Genomic DNA, 23,498 nt, shown 5'->3' on the forward strand with positions numbered 1-23,498 from the left:
TACATTGTAGCCAAATTTGTTAGAAGAAACGCCCAAAGCTAATAACTTTGGGCGTTTCCGTATCTGATGTTGGGGATATCATTGCCTATGATATTTGGGCATTCATGCCTCGCTCACGCAACTTTTCTTCAATGACTTCAATGACTTCAATGACTTCAATGGCTTCGGTGACTTCAATGGCTTCGGTGAGGAGTGGGTGTGAAATGTTAGCACAGAGTTTTTCGTGAGTTTTTTGTTTTAATTAGTGACGCCGAAGCCCAAGTCTAAATGTTTTTCCAACCTGGTGTAGATGCGGCTGCGGCCTTTGATGGCATGGATGCCATCGTAGAGTTTCCATGGCCAATTCTGCTCCATACAAAATTTGGTATTTCCTCCATCCTTGGAGGTCAGATGTGCTTGCAGCGAGCCTCTGTAGCGTCTGCACATACGGTCGTTCATTCACATCCATGTGATCACGACATTTGAGCATCCTGCTCATCACATGCAGCAGGCAATTGGAACCACTGTTATCAGACATTACTCATTCGTTTCCAAAAATGACTTTTGTTTAACTTTTAGATTAGTGCTGAATCAATCATGAGATACCTATCAGTTAAATAAACAAAACCCGACGCTTTTGGCGTCGGGTTTCATGTTTAAACTCATTGAAACGGCCAAACACTTACGGCTAATACAAACACCATCAGCGGCATAACCGTTCAAGAACGCCTAACCACCTGTGGCATTCATAAACCTTAAGATCTGGGTTTCGCCGTTGGGGTCAAAGTGGTGCTCTTTTGGTTTGTGCTTGATACCGTCTAAAATCGCGGTTTTCAGCTTCTCTATGTCACCGGGGAATTCACGCACAATCGCTTTTAAATCGACGGAGTTTTCATTGCCTAAACACAATAACAATCTGCCTTCTACCGTGACACGCACGCGGTTACATTCGTGACAGAAGTTATTGCTGTGAGGCGAGATAAAGCCAACATGAATATCGCTGCCCGGCATGGTGTAATAACGCGCTGGGCCACCGGTGCGACGGTTAGATATGTTGAGCTCATAACGCTCACGAATTAGCGCTTTGATCTCTTCACTGCTGCAATGACGACTGCGTTTACGTTCATCAATGACGCCTAACGGCATCTCTTCGATGAAGGCTATATCAAGTTCGCGTTCGCGGCAGAATTCGATGAGATCGAGCACTTCATCATCATTCTGACCGCGCAAAATAACGGCGTTAACTTTAATTTTCTTAAAGCCAGCTGCACATGCTGCGTCAATACCGGCTATTACACGATCGACTTTGCCATTACGGGTCAAGCTAGTGAACAGATCAGGCTTGAGGGTATCTAAGCTGATATTGAGCCTATTAAGTCCTGAATCATGCATCTCTTGGGCAAAGCGGGTTAAGCGCGAGCCGTTGGTGGTCATCGACAGCTCCTCAAGCCCCGGCAATTTGCCCAATAGTTTAACTAACTGATCGCAGTCAGTACGTACTAGCGGCTCGCCACCAGTGAGGCGAATTTTCTTCACGCCTAACTCGGTAAAGGCTTGGCCAACCCATGCGAGTTCTTCAAGACTAAGTACATGCTCTTTACTTAAAAAGCATGGGTCTTCACTCATGCAGTAAACACAGCGAAAATCACAGCGGTCGGTGACCGACAGCCGTAGGTATTCGACTGTGCGGCCAAAGTTATCAACGATCAAACTCATACTACTTACCTACATGACCTCTATAACAGGTCGGCAAAAGGTTGGATATAAACTGTGTCACCTGGTTGTAACTGGTCATCTTTTTCACCTATCACGATGAGACAGTTTCCTTTTACCATAGAGCTAAGCATCCCTGAGCCTTGAGCACCTGTTGTGGTTACATGTAACTTACCATCAGCGGCTAGATGGTACACTCCGCGCATAAATTCGGTACGACCGACTCGGCTGCGCAGTGGTTTATCTGTGGTTGCTGGCACCATAGTCGGTGTCCAGTTTTGCTCACCCGCAAGCTTGCGAATGGCAGGTTGTACAAATTGTAGGAACGACACCATCACTGCAACGGGGTTACCCGGCAGGCCGAAGAATAAGCTGTTATCGATTTGACCAAAGGCCAGTGGGCGACCCGGACGCATGTTAATTCGCCAGAAGTTAATCTGGCCAACCTGCTCGAGTACCGTTTTGATGTAGTCGGCATCGCCGACCGATACACCACCTGAACTGATAACGATATCAGCTTGCTTGGCGGCATTTTTAAGTGCATCAGCTAGCGCAGCTTCAGAGTCTTGAATAATGCCTAAATCAATCACTTCACAACCGAGCTTCTTTGCCATCGACTTGATGGTGTAGCGGTTGGAATCAAAAATACAGTTTGGTTGTAATGGCTCACCCGGCTGGCAAACTTCATCGCCAGTGGAGAACACCGCAACAGTTGGACGTTTAAAGACGGGGAGTTCGCCAAAACCAAGGGATGCGAGTAAACCTTGCTCGGCAGCATGCAGTCGAGTATTGGCAGCAAGCGCGGTTGCACCTTGGGCAATATCTTCGCCCGCCTGTCTGACGTGTTGACCTAAAGCCATCTCGCCTTCAAAGCTCACTTGACCATCTTGCTCGTTGGCTAGTTCTCGCAATTGCACGGTATCAGCGCCTGCTGGCACTGGAGCACCTGTCATAATGCGTACTGCTTCACCGGCTTGAATGGTGCCAGCATAAGCGTGGCCTGCCATCACTTCGCCAACCATCTTATAAGGTTGATCGTTCTCTGCGAGTTTGAAAGCGTAGCCGTCCATCGCTGAGTTCGTATGCTGCGGCACGTTAACAGGTGAGATCGCATCACTTGCGAGCACTCTATTGTCTAGCTCATCTAATGCAACGGTTTCAGTCGCGGTTACTGGGCTAACGTAAGAGAGAATTTTATCAATGCCTTGGCGTACCGACAGCGTGGTGCTGTTATCTAGCTCGCAACCACAGCTAGGCGCCATTGGCAAATCGATAGGGCAGGGCTTCCAGCTGGCAATGTAGTCACAGACATAATCGGCTATCTGCGGCACATTATTAATATCTAAACGTTTTAGCTCGGCAGGCAGCTCGGTATCATCGCAACAAGCAATCGCTTGAATATTGTCGTCATGGGTATGGATGAACGGTTTCCCATGAGCGGCGCGGTGTAATTCAATTTTTGGCAGTTCGAGCTTTTTAAAACCTTCAACCAAGACGATATCGACTTTATCAGCTTCAATTTGGTTTAACAGATGAGGCAGCTCTGGATCGCTATCGCGCGCATCTTCGGTCATTAATGCCCAGCGAACATGAGAGGCGACTAGCATCTGCTTGGCACCAGCTTTACGCATTTCAAAACTGTCTTTGCCTGGAATATCGACATCAAAATTATGATGAGCGTGCTTGATAACAGCGAGGCGAACACCACGACGGTTAAGCTCTGGGATCAATTGCTTTAATAAAGTGGTTTTGCCTGTGCCGCTATAGGCACAAAATCCGAGAACGGGAATAGGTAACGGATTAGTAAAAGGTATGCTCATTTACACCTCAGGTTATTCTTTTCGTTGGCGATAGCTTCGCTAAGTTGCTGTTTTTGTTCTGGCGTATTGACGTTAATAAAGGCGTTCGGCTGGTCGCTGAAATCAGTCACTACGTAATTGTGCTTGGCGTACCAAAAATCGATTTTACGTTCGCCAGCATCTAAAAATGCTTTCATTGATGCACGTAAACTTGGCTTTAACAGCATCACTACCGGCTGTTCGCGTTTACCATCGCTTGCAACTGCAAGTTCTGCATCTTCAGCAGTTAACTGCGTTAGCATTCTGCTGACTAAATCACTTGGCAACAGCGGACAATCGCAAGGTACGACCATTAAATAGTCTGCTTGTGTGTGACTCATCGCGGTGATCATGCCTGCTAAGGGGCCAAGATAACCGCTGTCTTGATCACTGATGACCTCAAAGCCGAATTCAGAATACACCTTTTGATTACGGTTTGCGTTGATCAGGATCTCCTTAACTTGAGGATTTATCCTGTCAATTGCATGTTTTATCATCGGCTGGCTTTCTAATTCTACTAAGCCTTTATCGTTGCCGCCCATACGTCTGGCCATACCGCCGGCGAGGATCACTGCATCGATCGTTATCGTCATCACTTCTTCCTGTTATTAGGGGCTTACTTAACAATAGCAATCATACTCCGACGCAAAGCAACTTAATGCTGGCGAGGTAGCAATTTTAGTACAGCTATTAGGCCATATTGTTGAGCATATTGGGATTAATATGAACTGCTAATGTAGGTGGTGCTTCAGGCACCTTATCATTACTGCTTATTTTATTGTTATCGATAAGCCATACATGGTCACATATTTGGGTCAGCATACACGACTGGTGGCTACTAATGATCATGCCTGTACCCTGCTTTTTAAGATCGGCGACCATCTGCAATACCAGGTGTTGCGAGTGCTTATCCATATTTGATGTCGGCTCATCGAGCATCATGAGCTTAGGCTCTACAATCCAAGCACGTGCTATTGCCAACCGTTGTCGCTCTCCACCCGATAAACTTGAGGCGGATTGGCTTAGCAAGTGGCCTAATTGCGCCATCTCAATCGCCTGCTCAGTGCGAGTGTTAAGTCTGACTTTATCGTTATCTGAAAACGATAGCGGGTAAGTCAGGTTATAGAGCACTGTGCCATCAAATAGATATGGGTGTTGATGCAGATAAAGCGCCTTACCGACGATGGAGTTACTGCGCCACCAAGGAGCTAGTGAGTAGCCAATCGCTTGCACTTGCCCCTGAGTTGGCTTAATCAATCCCGCTAATAATTTCATTAATGTGGTCTTGCCACAGCCATTATCACCTTGCAGGTGGATTACTTGGTTTTGCGAAAATATCAATTCGGCGGCGCTAAACAGATGTTTATCACCAAATCGCATCTCAAGATCTTGTGCAATAATTTTTGCCATGCTGATTAATGACTCCTCGGCTCTGCTTTGCCTCTTAGGGTACCTAAGGCAAAGTTTAGCACTAGCGCTAATACTAGCAGGACTAGACCAAGCGCAATGGCTTGGGCAAAGTCACCTTTACTGGTTTCTAGGGCGATAGCTGTTGGGATATTTCGGGTCACGCCGGCGATGTTGCCGCCGACCATCATTGAACAACCCACTTCAGTCAGAATACGACTAAATGCCGCGATTATCGCTAGCAATAGCGGCACTTTTAACTCGCGGCAGACTGCCCAGATTGCGTTGTACCATGGTGCGCCTAGCGTGCGAGAGGTTTCCCATGCTCGGCGATCAACACTGGTGAATGCGGCTTGGCTCATGGCGACAAGCACCGGCGCACAAATCATCATCTGCCCTAAAATCATGCCTTTTTGGGTGAATAACCATTTAAGATCGCCAAGTGGCCCCATACGAGTGAGCAGCAGGTAGACTAGCAGACCAATAACAACAGTAGGTACAGATTGCAGGGTTTGAATTAGGTTGGTAACCAGCCAGCGGCCGCGGAAGCGAGAAAATGCCAGCAGAAAGCCGAGTACCATAGAGGGCAGCAAGGTGATAGCTAATGCTGCAAATGATACTGAAAAAGATACCGATATAATGGACCAGACTTCTGGATCCAATGAAAACAGCAGGCTTAATGCCTGCTGTGTTAGGGCTAACCAGCCTTCATTCATTCGCTATAAGTTGCCTTGAACAATTGTTCTCCCTGAACTTTGTAGTTATTGATCATCCCTTGCGCCTCTGCGCTGATCAACCAATCACTTAATGCTTTAGCCCCTTTATGGTTCAAATCTGGGTATTTTTCAGCATTGATCAGCATAATTTGATAAGGATTAGCGAGTGCTTTGCCACCATCAAAATCTACTGCTAGGTCAATCTTACCTGAGTAGGCAACAAAAGTACCACGGTCAGAAAGTGTATAACCTTGTAATTCATTTGCCATTAATAGTGTTTTGCCCATGCCTTGGCCAACAGAAGTATAGCCCGCAAAATCAGGCTTAACATCGGCTTTATTCCAAAGAATAAGCTCTTTCATATTGGTGCCTGAATTATCACCACGAGAAATGAAAGGTGCACCCGATTTAGCTATTTTAGCAAATGCAGCTTCAGCTGAATCACTCGGGCGAATTTTAGCAGGGTCATTTTTTGGACCTAAGATAACAAAATCATTTTCCATTATCCCACGTGGAAGTCTGCCATATCCTTCTGAAACGAACTTAGCTTCAGCTGCTGGTGCGTGAGTCATTACAACATCAACGTCACCTTGGCGAGCAAGCTTAAGGGCTTTACCAGTCCCTGTTGCAATCACCTGAACTTTATAACCTGTTTCGGCTTCGAAAGTAGGTAAAAGGTTCTTCAACAAGCCTGAGTTTTCAGTACTGGTTGTGGTTGCTAGCTTAATAACTTCATTGGCTTGAACAGGCATTCCAACAAACAATGCAGCAGTCACAGCAAGACCAATAACGCGTTTAAGGTTTAACATTTTTACTCCTTGGCAAATATAAATGGGTTGCTCTATACCTGAGTAACCACTGAAAAGTGAAATCACTTGTGCAAACAAGAGCAAGTTTGATGCCATTTATAGTTTCGAGGATTTTGTATCACATCAGTCGCTTAAGTGTGAGCTTGATCCCATGCTTATTAAAAAGCATTCAGACAATATGTCCCAACATCGCTAAACCGTGGTTCATAGTGACCTATTTCCAGCCGTTAGGTGGTAGACTTTGTTCATTATGAGTCAAAATGTCCTGTTTAAGACAAGATGAGCCAGAGAGTAAATACTATGAAGCCAATTCCTTCCGCTGTATCAGTACTAATTGTTGACGATGAACCTGGTATGCGCAGCTTTTTGAAAAAGGCACTGGCAAAGAAGTTTGCGCTGGTGGAAACCGCTTCCAGTGTGGAGGACGCAGAACAGTTACGCTCACGCTGTCACTTTGACCTGCTTATTGTGGATATTCGCTTACCAGGGCGTTCAGGTATTGAATGGCACGAAGCACTCAATGATCAAGAGCGACGATCTGACATCATCTTTATGACAGGTTATGCGGATATGGATGTGGCAATAAAAGCTCTGCGCGCAGGGGCATCTGATTTTATTATGAAGCCGTTCCATCTAGAGCAGATGATGAAAGCCGTTGATCGCTGTATTGAGCGTCGCTTACTAAAGCGAGAAAACTTAATGCTTCGCCGCGAAGTCTCTTTTAATCAATCCTCTACCATTATTGGCCAGAGCGATGCGATGACTGAAGTAAAAGATGTGATTGCCCGTGTGGCGCCAACCAATGCCGTGGTCTTGATTGAAGGTGAGTCAGGTACAGGTAAGGAGTTGGTGGCCAGACAGCTGCATACATTGAGTGGCCGCCAAGGGCCATTTGTAGCGGTTAACTGTGGCGCCATCGCTCCAGAGTTATTAGAAAGTGAGTTATTTGGTCACTCCGCAGGTTCTTTTACCGGCGCAAAAGGTAATCGCGAAGGTTTGTTTAGTTTTGCTTCGGGTGGCACTATTTTTCTCGATGAAATTGGTGAGATGCCGCTAAAAATGCAGACGGCATTACTGCGAGTATTAGAACAAAGAACCATTAGACCCGTCGGCAGTGAGAAAGAGATTAATATTGATGTCCGGGTACTAGCGGCGACTAACCGCAAGTTATCTGAGGAGGTTGAAGAGGGCAACTTTAGGCGTGACCTATACTACCGCCTCAACGTGCTTGATATTGTGATCCCCCCCCTGCGTGATAGACCTGAAGATATTGTAGAGCTGACTCATCACTTTACCTGCCAGTTAGCCTCAGAGCTTGGCGTTAAAGAGGTGGTATGGAGCCATGAGGATATGCTTAAACTGCAGCAACATGAGTGGCCAGGTAATATCCGTGAGCTGCGAAATATGATTGAACGCTGTATATTGCTCGGCAAGCCACCGGCAGAGTACTGGAAAGCCCAGCCTAAAGCAGAGATGGTGGCTGAATCTGGTTACCCGCTGCAATGGGCGTTAAAGGATGTTGAACGTGACCATGTGACCCGCGTTGTCGATATACACGGTGGTAATAAATCTGCTGCAGCAAGAGATCTTGGTGTATCGCGTAAAACGCTAGACCGTAAGTATAAAGAGTGGTTTGGCGGTGAAAAGAATATTGAAGAATAAGCCATTGGGCAGGAGAGTTTAGGTGTCATTTTTTTCCAATATATTTGGTGTTAGTTGGCAGCAGATGCAGGCTAAGGTGCGTTATCGCATTCTTATTCTCACCTTGCTACCGATCTTGTTAACACTTGTCAGCTTAGTGTTTATTACCATTTATTGGAATATTAGTTACACAGGTAAACAGCTGTTTATGAAAGTAAAGGCTGACTTAACGGTTGCCAATAACACCTTGGATTCAGTGCAAACGATTCAAGAGAAACGACTTGAGTTGGTGATGAAGTCGTGGAATTTTCAAAATGAGTTTCGAGAGTTAGATCCTAATGCACGTGCAACCAGGAAAACATTGCAACAGCAGTTAGCACTAACCAAAACTGAATTAGATCTCGATTTTCTGCGCTTGATTACTGTAGCTGAAGCGGCTGCCGACCCTGATCTGCGGCAGATGCTGCCACATATTGAAGACGACAAACCATTTTCAGGTTTGATGGTGTTATCGCCAAGTCGTTTGTCTCGTATTGATCCGGAGTTAGCAGAGCGAGCAAAAGTGACCGTGATGAAAACACAGCGGGCACAGGAACCAATTAAAGTCGACGAAAAGCGTGGCCTGCTGAGTCGCTCATTACTGCCCATTCCTGATGCCAATGGCCACGTGGCTTGGTACCTCGATGGCGGGATCTTATTGAATCGAGATACCCGTATTGTTGATCATATTCGTGATCTTGTTTATGACAAAGGCACTTTACCTGAACGTTCTATTGGTACGGTGACTATTTTCCTCGATAACATTCGCATCAGTACCAACGTACCACTGCACTTTTTTCCTAAAGATGATGATAAACGTGGCCGAGCGCTCGGGAGTCTGGTGTCTTCAGAGGTGCGGGAAAAAGTCTTGAACCAAGGATTGCTGTGGGTCGATCGTGCTTTTGTATTTAATGATTGGTTTATCTCCGCTTACGCGCCTTTAGAGGATGTACAGGGGAAGCGTATTGGGATGATCTACACTGGTTTCTCTGAGTCACCCTTTATCCATAATTACCTGCTGAATATTATTGAACTCGGTACCATCTTAATGCTGGTATTACTGGTTTCTGGCTGGTTAGTTTACCGTGGTGCCTATAGCTTGTTGCAACCAATTGAACGTATTCACCATGTAGTAAAAGCGGTGCAATCCGGCCGAAATCTTCGTATCGGCTCCTTAGGCCTTGATAGCGGCAATGAGTTGTCTAATCTTGCTGAACAGTTTGATCGTATGCTTGATCTGCTGCAGCGACGTAATACTCAAATTCAGGCCGCCGCTGAACAACTCGAAGTTAAGGTGGAAGAGCGTACTCGCAGTTTGCAGGAAAAAACGGAAGAACTTCAAGCTAACGTTGCCTTGCTTAATGAAACTCGTCAGCAACTGGTTATCAATGAAAAGTTAACTGCACTCGGTGAATTGACCGCGGGTATCGCTCATGAGATCAACAATCCGACTGCGGTGATCCTCGGTAATATGGAGCTGCTGAAATATGAGTTGGGGGATAATGCCGATGTTGTCGAAGAGGAGATTGAACTCGTCATCCAACAGGTAGGCCGTATCAGTACCATTATTCGCAGTTTATTGCAGTATAGTCGTCCTGGTGAGTTTAATGCGCCGCTAGAGATGCATCAGATCACGCCGATTATTGAAGAGATGTTAGTGCTTGTTCGTCACTCAATACATAAACAGGAAGTGGTGCTGCACCAAGAACTCAACGCAAGTTATCCAATTCAAGTTAATCGACCCCAGTTATTGCAGGTGCTTATTAATATTGTTGTTAATGCTGCTCATGCGATTAATGACAAAGGCCAGATCTGGATCCGCACCTATGACTGGGTACAAAGAGGCGAGCCGGTAGGGGTAAAGATTGAGATAGAAGATGAAGGTAAGGGGATACCGGAAGAGGAGCTAAACCGTATTTTTGACCCTTTCTACACCACTCGCAAAGATGGTACTGGCCTTGGGTTATCATTAAGCTACGGCATCATCAAACGTATTGGTGGCACCATAGATGTGACCTCTACGGTGGGTAAGGGCAGTATGTTTACGATTGGTCTGTACCATACCGCTGTTGAAGCGCAAACCGATACTCCATACGAAGGGCTGCAGTTCCATGGCAGTGCGGATGAACAGCACTAGCTAGACTTAATAGATAACTCAACAAGCCAGAACTTACCTGCTGGCTTTTTTATACCCGTCTAGTTGAAGATGCTCGTAACAGAGGTATTAACTCGATACCGTTAGGTATTTCAGGCAAAAAAAAGCCAGAATAAAATTCTGGCTATAAAGAGTGTGTGTGAGCAATGTCGTGCAAAACCCGTCGCAATAAATTAATGCTAAATAAGCAGTTACCTAGTGCTCTTGGTAAAAAACTCAAACTTGCAGGAGATGAGATGCCTTTAAGTTTTGATGAGTTCTGGAACGCATGTAAATAGTAATCATTATCATTTGGTTGTGCAAGCTTTTATTTGAAGAATGCTAAAATTAGTTGACTGAAATAGTCTGTTATTTTATTAATTCAATTAATTACAGTAACTTAATTAGTTTGAATTATTTGTGATAACAAGAATAATTGTGGTGATGATAAATTACAGGCAAAAAAAAGCCGGGGAAAAATCCCGGCCACTTAAGAGTGTGTGAGCAATGTCGTGCTTAATAAAACTCGTTAGCCATTAAAGATGATGAGAACTTTAACAATTAACCTGAGTTTTGGAACGCAAGTTAATAATAATCATTCTCATTTGGGTTTGCAAGTTTTATTATGTAAATAACTCAATAAATCTTTATAACTGCTTTTGCAGATGCAGTTTGTTCTGACTTAATCGCTGGCTATCTGCAGTCATGGCTGTGATCTGGTATTGGTTGTTGATCAACATGTTCAGCATCACAGGGAAGCAGTTTTGGGTTTTCACTTCCATCAGTTTATAGCCTTGTTGCTTTGCCCAACGTTCTTGGTATTCAAGCATGCTTTTAGCTAAGCCCAAGCCGCGATAGTCAGGAACTATACCGCCTAACCAGCTATAGAATGTGTCATCAGCATTTTGATAACCAAGCTTAAAGCCGGCGACTTCACCTTCAATTTTAGCAATGAGTAATAACGCCGGCGTAGACAGTAAGCGGCTGCTGATCTCCTGGCTTGAGTACGGTTGTTCAAATTCAGGGATAGCATCATAAGCTTGATCTAAGCGTGCTAATACTTCAGGTGTAAATTCGGTAACTGCTTCTATTTCAATGGTGTACATTTTCTAGTCTCATAATTTTCGCCAGTTCACCTTAAATGTCTCTTAAATAAACGAGGCAAAGGTGAACGAATTGGCGAAATTATAACAGGTCTGGCCAGTTGTTGTTAAGAGCAGATTAGCGCTACAGTGCGGTTTTGCGAGCCGTCTCTTGTAAAATCTTTTCCTGTAGCACCTTTAACAGTAAACCATAGGCAGGCAAGAAGAGGCCGAGGCTAACGATTAATTTAAAACCATAATCCACAGCTGCAATTTCAGGCCAGTTGGCAGCCATAAAGCTATCTGTTGACGCGTAAAAAGCAAGAGAGAAGAACACTAGCGTATCAACAAGGTTACCGATAATGGTCGATGCTGATGGTGCAACCCACCAAGATTTTGTTTGTCTTAATTTTGCAAAAACAAAGATATCCATTAATTGACCTATAAAGTAGGCCGCAAAGCTGGCAAAGGCGATTCTAAAGACAAAGCTATTAAATTCTAGTAACGCGGCCGCACCTTGAAAGCTCCCCTGGTGAAACACAACGCCCATTAGATAAGAGATGATTAAGGCTGGAAGCATGGCGAGAAAGATGATCTTTCGCGCGGCCTGTTGACCAAAAATTCTAACGGTAAGATCGGTTGCAAGGTAAACAAAAGGAAAGCTAAAAGCGCCCCATGTGGTATGCAATTCAAAGATCTGAAACGGAAGTTGCACCAAGTAGTTACTGGCACAAATAATAACAATATGAAAGCCTGCTAAAAGCAGTAACGCACGGCGAACCTGCGTCTGAGATAACATCAACATCTTGTGGCCTTTTTTAATAAATCGGGCGGGGTGAGGGAACCCGCAATAGCAAACATCGCTATAATTTTACAATTTGTGGTTAATCAAAGTAGTGTGAACCCATAATCGGGGCGGCAAATTATAGAGCAGAATTTTTTCAGAGCAAGCATAAAAATGATGTAGCAGTTGATTAACCACTACATCATAGGATAACTGATTGATTTTTTGTTGGCGCTAAAGCTCGGTCAGTATCGACAGAATGGTGGTTAACTTGTTTTCCAACTCGCTCCACTCTTTATCTGCCTCAGAGCCTGTGACAATCCCCGCACCAGCAAATAGGTTAATACGCCCAGGTTCTATGCGAGCGCTGCGAATAGCGACTGCAAATTCACTTTCATGTTTATTGAAGTAGCCACAAGCACCAGCGTACCAGCCTCTGACGTAACCTTCTTGTTGGCGAATAAAGTTCATTGCAGGTTCTTTAGGTAAACCACCAACTGCGGGAGTGGGGTGCAGTGCTTGAATCAGCTGAAAATCATTCACACCCGCTTTTAGTTCGGCTCTAATAGAGCGATGCAGATGTTGAATATGGCTTAATTTTAATACTGTTGGAAACTCTTCTGCGCCAACGTAATGGCTTAAAGGGTTCAATACATCAACGATTTGCTGCCTAACTAGCTGATTCTCGTGACTATTTTTGGTGTCGTCCAGCAGCTCTTGCGCTAAGGCTTTATCTTGCTCTTGGTTAATACCTCTAACGGTTGTCCCTGCTAGCGCTTCGGTAAACAACTCGCGTTGTCTACGGCGATATAAGCGCTCTGGAGTGCAAGAGATAAAGGCGTTTTCAGGACTAAACTGAAAACCAAACTGGAAACTATTTGGATTTCTTCCTTGCCAACACGCAAGCAGTGTCCAGGGATCTACCTGTTCGTTTATCTCAAGCTGAGTTTGGCGAGATAGCACCACTTTAGGTGTTTCTTTAATAAACTTTGGGTGGGTGACTTGATTGACCAGTTCGGTCCAGCGATAACGATCTGGCTTGTCGCTGCGACCCATTAACGCGACCTTATTTGGTGGCGTTAGTGGCTTAGGCTTATCTAAGGCTGCTATCGCTTGCTGTGCAGTAGCGATCTCAGCTTCCAAACTACTGTCGGTAAAATTTAGATTTACCAGCAGTTTAAATTCGTTGCCGCTGCGACGTAATTCAATGCGGGGTAATACAAAGCGTGCCTTGCCAAACTCCGGCCAGCTTTCATTCTTGCGGTCAAAAGCGACCCCACCGTAATAGCGGACGTCTTGATTACTCGTCAGTGCTCTTTGCTTTTGGTATTCAGCTGACATCTCAAGGTCGTCAACATCATCACCAAAAAAGAAATCCTTACAGCAACCAATAGCGGCGACTTCATCTTCGGTATCACGCCCCTTCCAATAGATCCTTGGATAAGTGGACTGTGCTGCTAACCAAGCAATTACAGGGATCGCCGAAATCGTCACCGACAGCTGAATAATCGGATCGCTGTGTGGTTGTAGAGTAAAGGATGTGAGCTTGTCGGTTAAAGACTTAATAGCGTGAGACAGCAAAGGGGCGGTCAATAAATACTCCAAATCGTATTTCTTATGGGCTATGTGAGGCGCTGACCTCTACTTGCAGTTCACCCATTTTCAAATTGGTAATAAGAATCTTTACCACAAAGTAATATCCACCGACTAGAGTGTCAAGTCGGTTGCTTTGCTGCTGTGAGCTATGACTGACTATTTTATGTTCATGCTATGGTTTTTCCTATTTGTAGAAAATGGCCTAAGGCTAGCTTATTCATTTTATAGCCTTTACTGTGTCTTTTTGTCTGTCATGAAGTTCTAGTTGGACATATTGTCCTTGCGTGCGTTGGTTAGTAACTCCCTTTGTTTTAATTAGTTGATCTAAGTTTGTATTTGTAAGTTGATAGCTTGTGCGTTGCTACTCTCTTTCTAACAATAGGCGTTAATAATGTCGTTAGGATGATGAAAACCAATGAGAAATAGCAACAACAGCTTAAAGCTATCTGCAATAGCTTTGGCTTTGAGTATTAGTTATCAAGTGCAAGCCGATGAGATGGAGCGAGATCCAATACTCAATGTAACTGAAGTCATAGTGGTCCATGGAGAGAAAGCGGCGGTTACTGAATCGGCAACCACTCATTGGAGTCTTAACGAGGAGGAGATCAAAGCAACTGGAGCGCAAAGCTTAGATCAGTTACTCAAAAACGTCCCTGGACTGTATGTCAGAGTGGGTGGGCAAGGCACCCCAAGGGTTGATGTGCGAGGCTTTAAAGCACGTCATGTTATCTATTTAATCAATGGTGTGCCAGCAAATGGTGCCGAAGATGGTCAATTCGACCCAAGCTTAATACCTGCTAGTCAAGTCGGCTCCGTTGAAGTTTCGGTGGGCCCAACGTCTGTACTTTATGGCCCAGGTGGAGCTGGTGGTGTGATTAACATTATTACTAAGCAGGGCGAGGATGCGCCGCGTTTATCTGGACGCCTTGAAGCTGCCCAAGATAATACCTTTAATGGTGATATTAGCGCTGCTGGAAGCGGTGATAACTGGCAGGGGTTGATTAATTATAGCCGTCAGCAAACCGATGGCTGGCCAATGTCGAGTGACTATAACGACACAGAATACCAGCAGGGTGATGTACGTAATAATGCCGACAAAACCTTAGATAACGTATATGCACAAGGGAGCTACCTGCTGAGCGATAACACACAGCTAATGGCTAACATGAGCTTCAAACAGGGTGAATGGGGCAAGCCAAGTCGAGATGGCACCGGTTCAGGGAGCGCGAAGTTTGAGAGGGTTGACGATTATCAAGCCAAAACTTTTCAGCTTGGATTGGCACATAAGTTCAATGACATGTTTACCGTGCGTGGTTTTGGTTACTACAACCAAAGTGATGTATTAGAGACTCAATATAAAGATGACTCTTACCAAGCGATAAAAGCGCAGCAAGATGGCCGCTCAACGGTCGAGGGCGGTAATCTACAGTTCATTTCCAACTTTGACCAAGCGGGTATTGTCACAACGGCAATGATTGCTGAAAAGCAAAGCTGGCAGTCACAGGCACTTGCAAGTAGCAAAAGTAGTAAAAGTGGCTCAGGTAATGGCGGTGGAAGTGGAAGTGGTAACGGCGGTGGCAATGGTAATAGTGGTAGTGGTAACGGCGGTGGCAATGGCAGTGGTAGCAGCGATAACTTCGATGACTCTGCATGGTTATATACCGCAGCGTTAGAGTATCAATACCAAGCTGACAGTTATGGTGTAACACTCGGTGGTGCTTTGCATGATCAAGACAGAGTGTCTGAATCTGAAAATGATTACTCAGGACAGTTATCACTCTACTGGCAAGCATTAGAGCATACCCGCATTAATATGGGAGTGGCGCGTAAAGTCCGATTCCCTTCTATGCGCAATCTCTATGCACAATCTTCTGGTAATGCAGATCTGCAGGCGGAAGTATCACAGCACTTTGAATTGGGCTTATTGCAAGAGATTGGTTACTCAACAGAGCTGAATATCGCAGGTTTTTATACCGATGCCGAAGATTACATTGCCAAAGATTTAGCGGGTACTTATCAAAACATGGGCGACTATGCTTTCAAAGGGGTCGATCTGCAACTACAAAACAATAGCATTGATGATCTGTCGATGACCTTTATGTATAGCTTTTTAGATACTGAAGATAAATCTGCGGCAGAGACATTCCAAACTCTAGAATATCGCCCCCGCCATCAACTGCGATTCCAAGCGCAATACCAGCTGCCATTTGCAATGCGCATCCATCTAAATATTGAACGGATTATGGATCAAATCTACTACGCGCAGCACAAAGTCGCAGGTGAGAAAATACTGGTTGAACAGTCGTTAGATGACTACACCTTGGTTGATCTAAATTTGGTGCAGCCGTTACTAGAAGACAAGTTGGAACTGTATCTAAGAGCCACCAATTTACTGGATGAAAATTACTATCAAAGTGAGTCTTTACCCCAAGCGGGTCGGCAAGTGTTTATTGGGATTAATTGGCAGATCTAGTCAGCGGAGGCCGTGATGCAACTTATCGAGCTAAAAGGGATTCATTTTGGCTATGACACATACCAAGCAGCGGTCTTGGATGACCTAAACTTGGTGGTCAATCATGGCGAGTGTCACTGCATCAGCGGCGCAACGGGCTGCGGTAAATCGAGTTTACTACACCTTATTGCAGGGGAGTTGTGTCGCCCTTTTGAGGGGGAGATGACACGTCATCCCGCGTTAATGGTAGGGCTGGTGATGCAAGATCCTAATGTACAGGTCCTGCGCCAAAGCGTGGGTGCCGAGATTGCATTTGCGCTAGAAAACCTCGGTGTTCCCTCCAATGAAATGTTAGACAAAGTACAGCAAGCACTGCGACGGGTTGGGCTATATGTCAGTATCGATACGCCAATCGATGTGCTTTCTTTAGGACAAAAGTACCGTTTAATGCTTGCTGCTCAATTGGTGTTTGAACCGAATTTACTGCTGCTTGATGAACCCTGGACACAACTTGATAACCATGGGGTACAGGAGTTGTACTTTGTGCTTAAAGAGCTGCTTCGTGACGGTGTTGCTATCGTCATGGTGGAGCATCAGCCACAGGCGTTTGGGCAACTTGTTTCTCACTTATGGCAGCTAGAGAGAGGCAAATTAGTCGCGGGTCTATACCAGCCTTCACGGCCACATAAGCAAAGATTAGCAACTTTAGTTGCTAGAGGTGTGGATGCAACAGAGCAGAGGCTGTTGATATCACCGCATCGTTTTCAGTTCTCAGCGGATTCGGTTTTATTTCGCTGTACCGAGTCATTAAGCGTGGCAGCGGGAGAGATTGTCGCCTTAGTTGGAGACAATGGCACTGGTAAAAGTAGCTTTTTAAAAGCACTGGCAGGGATGCAGGCAGATATAGGGCAGTTACCATTTCTAGTATTGGGCAAACGGCCAAAATTAGGCATTTTTGGCGCAAACCTGTGCCTGTTGTTACAAAGGCCAAATCGGCAACTGTTTGAGCCAACAGTATTGACTGAGATGCAGTTTAGTTTGCGTCGTTTCAGATTGCCGTTATCTCGGGCTGAACGGATGTTGCACCAGCTGTCTTTAAGCCATTTATCGATGGCGTCACCACATAAATTGTCCTACGGACAGCAGCATATTATTGCGCTGGCATCACTTGCCTGTTTACAACCCAAAGTGTTGTTACTTGATGATCCATTTGCCGGCCTAGATAGTTTGCATTGTGACAAGGTGTGGCAGCTTTTGCTGGAGCTACGTCAAAGAGGTTGCGCCATTTTACTCACTTCTCACAGAGAGATGTCTTACGCTGATGTAGACAGGATTTGGTATATCGAGTCGGGTTACTTGGCTGATAGAACTGCACCGACGATACAAGCCGATGCGGGCTAAACTGCCAAAGTCAGCGGGCCTTAATCTGAAGCATAACGCAAAGCCACGGCGAACTTGGATACGCCAGAGCCATCGTTGTGCTTTCGCTCTGCTTTTGAGCCTGCTGCTGGCAAGTTCGGCTTTTTTTGTACCGAGTAGTGTGTTGTGGATATTAGTGAGCATTAATGCGGGGTTAATCGCTCATGGGTTATTGCTAAAGAAAAAAATAACCATGCTGCTGCGCTTAGCTGCAGTGCAATTTATTACCACTATGGGGCTCTACTATCTGTTTTATGGTGAAAGCCAGCTTTTAGATGGTGCGGTGGTGGTACTTAGAGTGCTATTGGCAATGCTACCTGGCTGGTGGCTTTCAAGTACTCAAAGCCCTGAGCGACTTGCAGAAGTTTTAAGTTGGTTGCTGCCACACAAGTGGGCATTCGTAATCGCGGCTTCACTAAGTCTATTACCGTTTATGTCCCAAGAGCTAAAAGAGATCTACCAGATCCAATGTATGCGCGGCGCGAGGATCACGCCTAAAGCACTTCGAAACCCAAGCAATTGGCCTGAATTTATTTATTGCGTGTTACTGCCGCTGTTGATCCAACTATTAAAGCTATCGAAGCAGATGGCGCTATCAGCAAAGTTACGCCATTTTGGCCGCGGCGATCATGTAACGCATTGGCCTTCAACAAGAGACGACAAATGAAACTTAATTTTGAACTGCAAGATGCGCTGTTTATAGGTTTTTGCGCGACCTTATTGGTGATTTTAAAAAGCATGTTGCGGCTTAAGCTAGGGCTTAGTGGTCACTCAATGTTTTTAATGACCTTTTTCTATCTACTTTGCTATGGCGCCGTAGGTCGGGTGGGCTGTATTACAGCATGTGGCTTATTGTCTGGCATGGTGGCAATGATGCTGAGTGTTGGCAAAGGGGGGCCGTTGATTTTACTCAAATTTGGCATGCCAGCCATCGCAATGGATATAGCGTTACTGGTGATTGCTGGTGTCTTTAAATTACGTTGGCAGTGTGTATTACTGGCTTTGGCTGGTTGTTTAGCGTGGGCGAGTAAAGGTTGGATTGAGAATATGCTTGCGGGTATGAGCCAGCAAATAGCTTTGATCAAGTTTGCGGTTAACTTTCTGCAGGGCGGTCTGTTTGCCATCGGTGCGGCGCTGCTTGTTCCCAGCGTGCTAAAACGTCTGCAATCTCATGACTTACTGCAAGACCGACATCAACCCCATGAGTAACCAATAGCAATCAACATCTATAGGATTAAGAATGAAAAACTGGCTAATTTGCATTGACGATACTGACGATATCGGCACTAAAGGTACCGGGGAAATTGCTGAAGAGATTGCACACCTTTTACAGCAAGAACACTTGAAAATGACTGAGCATAGCGGAGGATGCTTGGTGACTCGGCACCAGTTATTTGTCCACCCTGATATCCCTTATACCTCCCACAACAGTGCCATGTGCTTTCAGCTTGAAAGTCACCTCGACTTTGCTGATATAAAGCAAATATGTGTGACTCATCTGTTGCAAGAGTCTGCAGCAGCTTCCGATCCTGGCTTGGCAATACTTGATATGAGTTCATCATACGATATCAGTGCGTTAATCGCCTTCGGCCAGTCAGCCAAAGAGACAGTTAAAACCAAGGCTCAAGCCTATCAATTGGCAACTGAGCAGGGTATCGACCTGACTGAACATGGTGGTACAGGACAGGGTGTAATAGGGGCTTTAGCCGGTCTTGGTTTACGCTTAAGTGGCCAAGACGGTCGTGTTAAAGGTCAGTTTTGTTTAGGGAATTATAATAAAGGCGCTGACATTGAATTTACAGTGGCTGATATTCTAGCAAACACCCCCTTGCAAGTGGTGCTCAGTGATAGCGGCAAAATATTAGCAGATGATGAACGAATATTATTAACTGGCAAGGTAAAGGCAGTATACCGTCAGCATATGTTTGCGCTCTTAGTCAGTCGTCATGGTTCTGCTTGGGTGAATGCTTCTAAGCAAACACTTAAAACATATTAGAGGCTGCTATGGATAAATGGTTTACCTATATTGATGGGGTGTGGCGATTTAAGTTCGATACAAACTCATATTCGGCTTCGCGAGAAGCGGCAAAAGCATGTCGCTTTTTTGTTGAGGATGATGAAGATGAGCAAACTGACGACCATTCTCAGTCTTGCTTCAACTGTCTTTACCGACGTTGGGGTTTAAATTGTTTCGATTGTTATAAAAAAGTAGGTACATCTTAAAAGGGGGGTTAATCACATTAGTAATTGATATTTAACAATTGTCGCGAATTATCTTTTTGTTTTCTGATCTTGCTCTCCATTAACCAAGTGTTTTAGTTGGCTTTAGCTATGGTGATTTGTTATCACTCAGAATAGAATGTCTGCCTCTACGTAAAATAATAACCATAAGTTGAAGACATATTCAGCAACATAAAGCTAACAGTATGTAGAGGCGGCGCTATTTTTTGTAGTGCTTTGCAAGTTTTATCATCCGGGGATAAAAGAGATAATGGGTGATTCCGTTGAATCAAAAGGCTTAATAAAAGTCTCGGTCGCAAAGTTAGGCGTAGGAATGTTTGTCGAATCAATCGACAATACCAAGGGCCAAGTGAGCATTGCTAACGCAGGGCAGATCCGCAGTAAAGAAGCCATTGCAAAGTTGCTTCGCAGCGGTATTACCCACGTGTGGGTTAATGCTGAGCGCTCATCAGCAGATTGCGGTTTAAATAAGCCAAATCTGAAGCCTACTCCAGTGGTAAAAAGAGTCAGCACAGATCGAGTAAACACTCAAAAGAAAGCCAAAGAATTAATGGTTGAGGCAAAAGATCTCATCCAAAAAGTGCTGTCTGAAACTTTTGAAGGCAAAGCGGTAGAAGTTGAGCCATTTGAGGCGCTTGCAGACAATATGATTGAGTCTGTATTGCTTGATGCTGATGCGTTGAAGTGTGTATCAGCGCTGCGTTCAAAAGATGCCTACCTGTTAGAGCACTCTATTAACGTTGCATTTCTGCTAGTCACCTTTGGTCGTTATTTGAAGTTTGATACGGACATGCTAAGAAAGTTAGCTGTCGGCGGGATCTTACATGACATCGGCAAGATTAAAGTCGATAGTGCGATTTTAAATAAACCAGGAAAATTGACCGCTGAAGAGTTTGAGCATGTAAAGTTGCACCAAACTTTTGCGGTTGAGATCATGAATAACACCGCTGGTTTATCACAAGTCAGCAAAGATATTAGCTTAATGCATCATGAGAAGCTTGATGGTAATGGTTATCCACGCGGGTTAAAGGGTGATGAGATCCCTATTCATGGGCGAATGAGCTGCATTGTTGATATTTTTGATGCGTTAACAGCTACTCGTTGCTACAAAGAGGCTATGAGCCCCGCCGCAGCTTTTAAAATCTTACTGAGCTTAACACCATTTCATTTAGATCAAGCTCTGGTATATGAATTCATTCGCTGTGTTGGTGTATATCCCGTAGGCTCATTAGTCGAGTTATCTGATGGACGAGTCGGTATCGTTTGGGAAGCTAAAAATCGCGATGCTCTGCATCCTAAGGTTAAGTGCTTCTATTCAAATCGACATAAACTTTATACTGAAGTGACTATGGTTGATCTACTTAAGTCAGACCTTAATATTGAAAAAGGGATCTCGCCAAGCAGCTTGGAAATCGATCCGACTCCATTCTATTAAATTCTCTCGAATGAAAGTATTAAAAAGCGCCAGTAAGGCGCTTTTTTGTGACCTCTATTACACATGTTGTTCTGTTTATTTGATCTAGCTCTGCTATCCAGTTTTTACTTTATATTCATTGAATTAAGTCGCTAGAATTTGTTCTAAAACTAGAATGAATAACAACAGGTGACTTATGTTCAAACGTCGACAATTTTTGAAAATGGGCTCTGCGGCAGTTGCGTCGAGCTTGCTTACACTCCCAGTCGTAGCGGCTGCAAACACCACAACCACACCATTTCAATCTAGTCGTTATCGAGTGTTAGCTTTGGTGTTTGATGACTATGAAACTCTAGATTTGCACGGCCCAGTTGAAATGTTAGGCCATATGCCGAACGTTGATATAAAGCTGGTGGCTTCCACCGAATTTGTAAAAAGTTATCAGGGCCCAAGGGTGGTTGCAGATCTATTGATGGACAGAACTTATGATTGCGATCTGCTGCTGATCCCTGGCGGACTAGGTACCCGCACATTAGTTGATGACGAGCTCATGTTGCGTTGGCTTACTGCCCAGATAGAGCGCAGTGAAAAGGTATTTTCTATCTGCACAGGCTCGGCGTTATTAGCTAAAACAGCCAAGTTAAACGGCGTAAAAGCAACTACCAATAAAATGGCTTATCAATGGGTGACGTCGCTTGCTGAAAGCGTTGATTGGCAGCCTAAAGCGCGTTGGGTTGATGACGGCAAGTACTTAACCTCCTCCGGTGTCTCTGCGGGCACTGACGCAGCATTGTATTGGGTTAAGATGTTGCATGGTGAAGTAGAAGCTCGACGTATTGAAACGCTTACCGAGTACCACTGGCTGGATGACAGCAGTAACGACCCTTATGCAGTTTCTTTATAAACAAAAAGTATAGCCTTAGCTGAAAATGCTATTAATTAGTAATAAAGGATATTGGCGGGAATATCAAAGCTCCTCAATAATTGCGTTTCATATAAAATGTTAATTGGGAGGAGCGCATGAACAAGTGGTTAATTTTACTCTGCTGTATTGTCTTTATTAGCGCTTCACTGATGACGACCGGTTTGACTCGAGCGCTCATCGACTTAGCTGCCTTTAGTGCACTACTATGGCTGGTGTTTCGTAGCCAAAATCCCACTCAAGACTAATCTTTGCAAGCTTATATTTAATAAAGAATATAGGCCAGTGAACTCGAGCCAATTGCTAACCACAATAGCAAACCCAGCAGCAACGGCTTAGCGCCTGTCGCTTTCATCTTTTTTAGCGTAATTCCTGCACCAATTAAGAATAAACACACCACTAATAAGCGTTTAGATACACTAAATGCGACCTCATAAAATGGCGCGCCTTGAGGAAGCCAATACGCAATTGCGATGGTTAAGCAGTAAAAGCCAATAAAGTAGGGGATAGTAATTTTTTTCTTATCACCACTAAAAAGTATGGCGCTAACTAAAGCGATGGGAATAATCCACAAGGCGCGTGCAAGTTTAATAGTGGTTGCAGTGGTGAGTGCTTCATTACCATAAGCGGAAGCGGCCCCAACGACTGACGATGTATCATGTATTGCAATAGCGCTCCAGACGCCAAACTCATGTTGCGTCATCGATAGTGCGTGACCAATGGCTGGGAATAGAAATAGTGCGATGGAGTTAAGTATAAATACCGTCGCTAAAGCGACAGCAGCTTGTTCGCTGTTTGCCTTAATTGCAGGCGATACTGCCGCAATCGCACTGCCACCACAAATAGCGGTACCAGATGCAATCAGGTAACCCGTTTTGCGATCAAATTTCAGTAATCGAGTTAGCAACACACCCAATACTAAAGTGAAGATGATTGAACCAATAATAAGTGGTAGGTTTTCTAGGCTCACCGTAATTGCATTATCGAGCTGAATACCAAAACCCAAACCAACAATGGAAAAAGCGAGTAGCTTTTTGGTCAGTTTTGCCAGTAGTAGCTGATCAGGTGCCCAACCTATACTGGCAAGGGTAAAACCAAGAATGAGTGCAATAGGTGATGAAATCACTGGCAACAAACACAGCAGAGCAATGATGATAAAAAGGGCGAGTTGTGATCGTGGCTGATTGAGGATGGTCATTAAATGAGTGAGCTACCGGCTGCGATTGAGCAGCTGAGTATAGCGTTTACTTTGATTTTGATAAATTAAATACTACTTACTTATAGATTCATAAAAATTTAATCTTGGTATTCG

23 protein-coding genes are annotated in these 23,498 nt (G+C 44.6%); 12 read left to right on the forward strand and 11 right to left on the reverse strand.

Features of this window, described 5'->3' with window-relative positions; genetic code table 11:
- Positions 1 to 237 precede the first annotated feature (237 nt).
- From L2730_RS16750 to L2730_RS16780, 7 genes are all read right to left on the reverse strand, one after another.
- Positions 238 to 438, reverse strand: a complete 201-nt coding sequence (locus tag L2730_RS16750) for a hypothetical protein (protein WP_248975637.1) — start codon at positions 436 to 438, stop codon at positions 238 to 240.
- Positions 439 to 708: 270 nt separating this feature from the next.
- Complete coding sequence (gene moaA / locus L2730_RS16755) at positions 709 to 1,695, reverse strand: GTP 3',8-cyclase MoaA (RefSeq protein ID WP_248975638.1); 987 nt, start codon at positions 1,693 to 1,695, stop codon at positions 709 to 711.
- Positions 1,696 to 1,715: 20 nt separating this feature from the next.
- Positions 1,716 to 3,512, reverse strand: a complete 1,797-nt coding sequence (locus L2730_RS16760) for a bifunctional molybdopterin-guanine dinucleotide biosynthesis adaptor protein MobB/molybdopterin molybdotransferase MoeA (protein ID WP_248975639.1) — start codon at positions 3,510 to 3,512, stop codon at positions 1,716 to 1,718.
- Positions 3,509 to 4,123 carry a molybdenum cofactor guanylyltransferase MobA gene (gene mobA / locus L2730_RS16765; protein WP_248975640.1) on the reverse strand — a complete coding sequence of 205 codons (615 nt, stop codon included), beginning with the start codon at positions 4,121 to 4,123 and terminating at the stop codon, positions 3,509 to 3,511. The genes L2730_RS16760 and mobA overlap by 4 nt, the downstream gene beginning before the upstream one ends.
- Positions 4,124 to 4,220: 97 nt before the next feature.
- On the reverse strand, positions 4,221 to 4,946 hold the full coding sequence (locus L2730_RS16770; RefSeq protein WP_248975675.1) for an ABC transporter ATP-binding protein: 726 nt from the start codon (positions 4,944 to 4,946) through the stop codon (positions 4,221 to 4,223).
- Positions 4,946 to 5,653, reverse strand: coding sequence for an ABC transporter permease (locus L2730_RS16775; protein WP_248975641.1), 708 nt, complete (start codon positions 5,651 to 5,653; stop codon positions 4,946 to 4,948). The genes L2730_RS16770 and L2730_RS16775 overlap by 1 nt, the downstream gene beginning before the upstream one ends.
- Positions 5,650 to 6,462 carry an ABC transporter substrate-binding protein gene (locus tag L2730_RS16780; RefSeq protein ID WP_020914923.1) on the reverse strand — a complete coding sequence of 271 codons (813 nt, stop codon included), beginning with the start codon at positions 6,460 to 6,462 and terminating at the stop codon, positions 5,650 to 5,652. The genes L2730_RS16775 and L2730_RS16780 overlap by 4 nt, the downstream gene beginning before the upstream one ends.
- 279 nt (positions 6,463 to 6,741) lie before the next feature.
- On the opposite strand from L2730_RS16780, the gene L2730_RS16785 reads away from it, so the two are divergent.
- From L2730_RS16785 to L2730_RS22005, 3 genes are all read left to right on the forward strand, one after another.
- Positions 6,742 to 8,124, forward strand: coding sequence for a sigma-54-dependent transcriptional regulator (locus L2730_RS16785; protein WP_220737140.1), 1,383 nt, complete (start codon positions 6,742 to 6,744; stop codon positions 8,122 to 8,124).
- 22 nt (positions 8,125 to 8,146) lie between these two features.
- On the forward strand, positions 8,147 to 10,279 hold the full coding sequence (locus tag L2730_RS16790) for a sensor histidine kinase (protein WP_248975642.1): 2,133 nt from the start codon (positions 8,147 to 8,149) through the stop codon (positions 10,277 to 10,279).
- Positions 10,280 to 10,443: 164 nt separating this feature from the next.
- Positions 10,444 to 10,575 (forward strand): hypothetical protein, encoded by a 132-nt coding sequence (locus L2730_RS22005; protein WP_283105767.1) that lies wholly within the window; start codon positions 10,444 to 10,446, stop codon positions 10,573 to 10,575.
- A gap of 348 nt (positions 10,576 to 10,923) precedes the next feature.
- Here L2730_RS22005 and L2730_RS16795 read toward each other — a convergent pair whose 3' ends face one another.
- The 3 genes from L2730_RS16795 to L2730_RS16805 form a co-directional block, all read right to left on the reverse strand.
- A complete protein-coding gene (locus L2730_RS16795) occupies positions 10,924 to 11,382 on the reverse strand; it encodes a GNAT family N-acetyltransferase (protein WP_248975643.1) in 459 nt (152 codons plus the stop codon).
- A 121-nt stretch (positions 11,383 to 11,503) separates the two neighbouring features.
- Positions 11,504 to 12,163, reverse strand: coding sequence for a 7-cyano-7-deazaguanine/7-aminomethyl-7-deazaguanine transporter (locus L2730_RS16800; RefSeq protein WP_248975644.1), 660 nt, complete (start codon positions 12,161 to 12,163; stop codon positions 11,504 to 11,506).
- A gap of 213 nt (positions 12,164 to 12,376) precedes the next feature.
- Positions 12,377 to 13,735 carry an isochorismate synthase gene (locus tag L2730_RS16805; RefSeq protein ID WP_248975645.1) on the reverse strand — a complete coding sequence of 453 codons (1,359 nt, stop codon included), beginning with the start codon at positions 13,733 to 13,735 and terminating at the stop codon, positions 12,377 to 12,379.
- A gap of 418 nt (positions 13,736 to 14,153) precedes the next feature.
- Between L2730_RS16805 and L2730_RS16810 the strand changes: the two genes are divergently transcribed.
- From L2730_RS16810 to L2730_RS16850, 9 genes are all read left to right on the forward strand, one after another.
- Positions 14,154 to 16,211: a TonB-dependent receptor plug domain-containing protein gene (locus L2730_RS16810; protein WP_248975646.1), complete on the forward strand. Its 2,058-nt coding sequence runs from the start codon at positions 14,154 to 14,156 to the stop codon at positions 16,209 to 16,211.
- Between the two features lie 15 nt (positions 16,212 to 16,226).
- Entirely contained in the window at positions 16,227 to 17,591 is a 1,365-nt protein-coding gene (locus tag L2730_RS16815) for an ATP-binding cassette domain-containing protein (RefSeq protein WP_248975647.1), read from the forward strand.
- Positions 17,581 to 18,276: an energy-coupling factor transporter transmembrane component T gene (locus L2730_RS16820; RefSeq protein ID WP_428848467.1), complete on the forward strand. Its 696-nt coding sequence runs from the start codon at positions 17,581 to 17,583 to the stop codon at positions 18,274 to 18,276. The genes L2730_RS16815 and L2730_RS16820 overlap by 11 nt, the downstream gene beginning before the upstream one ends.
- A complete protein-coding gene (locus L2730_RS16825) occupies positions 18,273 to 18,818 on the forward strand; it encodes a core component of ECF transporter (protein ID WP_248975649.1) in 546 nt (181 codons plus the stop codon). The genes L2730_RS16820 and L2730_RS16825 overlap by 4 nt, the downstream gene beginning before the upstream one ends.
- Before the next feature lie 31 nt (positions 18,819 to 18,849).
- On the forward strand, positions 18,850 to 19,605 hold the full coding sequence (locus L2730_RS16830; RefSeq protein WP_248975650.1) for a DNA-binding protein: 756 nt from the start codon (positions 18,850 to 18,852) through the stop codon (positions 19,603 to 19,605).
- 8 nt (positions 19,606 to 19,613) lie between these two features.
- Complete coding sequence (locus L2730_RS16835) at positions 19,614 to 19,832, forward strand: hypothetical protein (RefSeq protein WP_248975651.1); 219 nt, start codon at positions 19,614 to 19,616, stop codon at positions 19,830 to 19,832.
- A 268-nt stretch (positions 19,833 to 20,100) separates the two neighbouring features.
- Positions 20,101 to 21,285 carry a cyclic di-GMP phosphodiesterase gene (locus tag L2730_RS16840; protein ID WP_248975652.1) on the forward strand — a complete coding sequence of 395 codons (1,185 nt, stop codon included), beginning with the start codon at positions 20,101 to 20,103 and terminating at the stop codon, positions 21,283 to 21,285.
- Positions 21,286 to 21,460: 175 nt separating this feature from the next.
- Entirely contained in the window at positions 21,461 to 22,168 is a 708-nt protein-coding gene (locus L2730_RS16845) for a DJ-1/PfpI family protein (RefSeq protein ID WP_248975653.1), read from the forward strand.
- A 116-nt stretch (positions 22,169 to 22,284) separates the two neighbouring features.
- A complete protein-coding gene (locus L2730_RS16850; protein ID WP_248975654.1) occupies positions 22,285 to 22,434 on the forward strand; it encodes a hypothetical protein in 150 nt (49 codons plus the stop codon).
- A 17-nt stretch (positions 22,435 to 22,451) separates the two neighbouring features.
- Here L2730_RS16850 and L2730_RS16855 read toward each other — a convergent pair whose 3' ends face one another.
- Positions 22,452 to 23,384 (reverse strand): YeiH family protein, encoded by a 933-nt coding sequence (locus L2730_RS16855; protein WP_248975655.1) that lies wholly within the window; start codon positions 23,382 to 23,384, stop codon positions 22,452 to 22,454.
- Positions 23,385 to 23,498: the final 114 nt, after the last annotated feature.

It is taken from the genome of Shewanella kaireitica (assembly GCF_023284045.1).
Lineage (GTDB): Bacteria > Pseudomonadota > Gammaproteobacteria > Enterobacterales > Shewanellaceae > Shewanella > Shewanella kaireitica.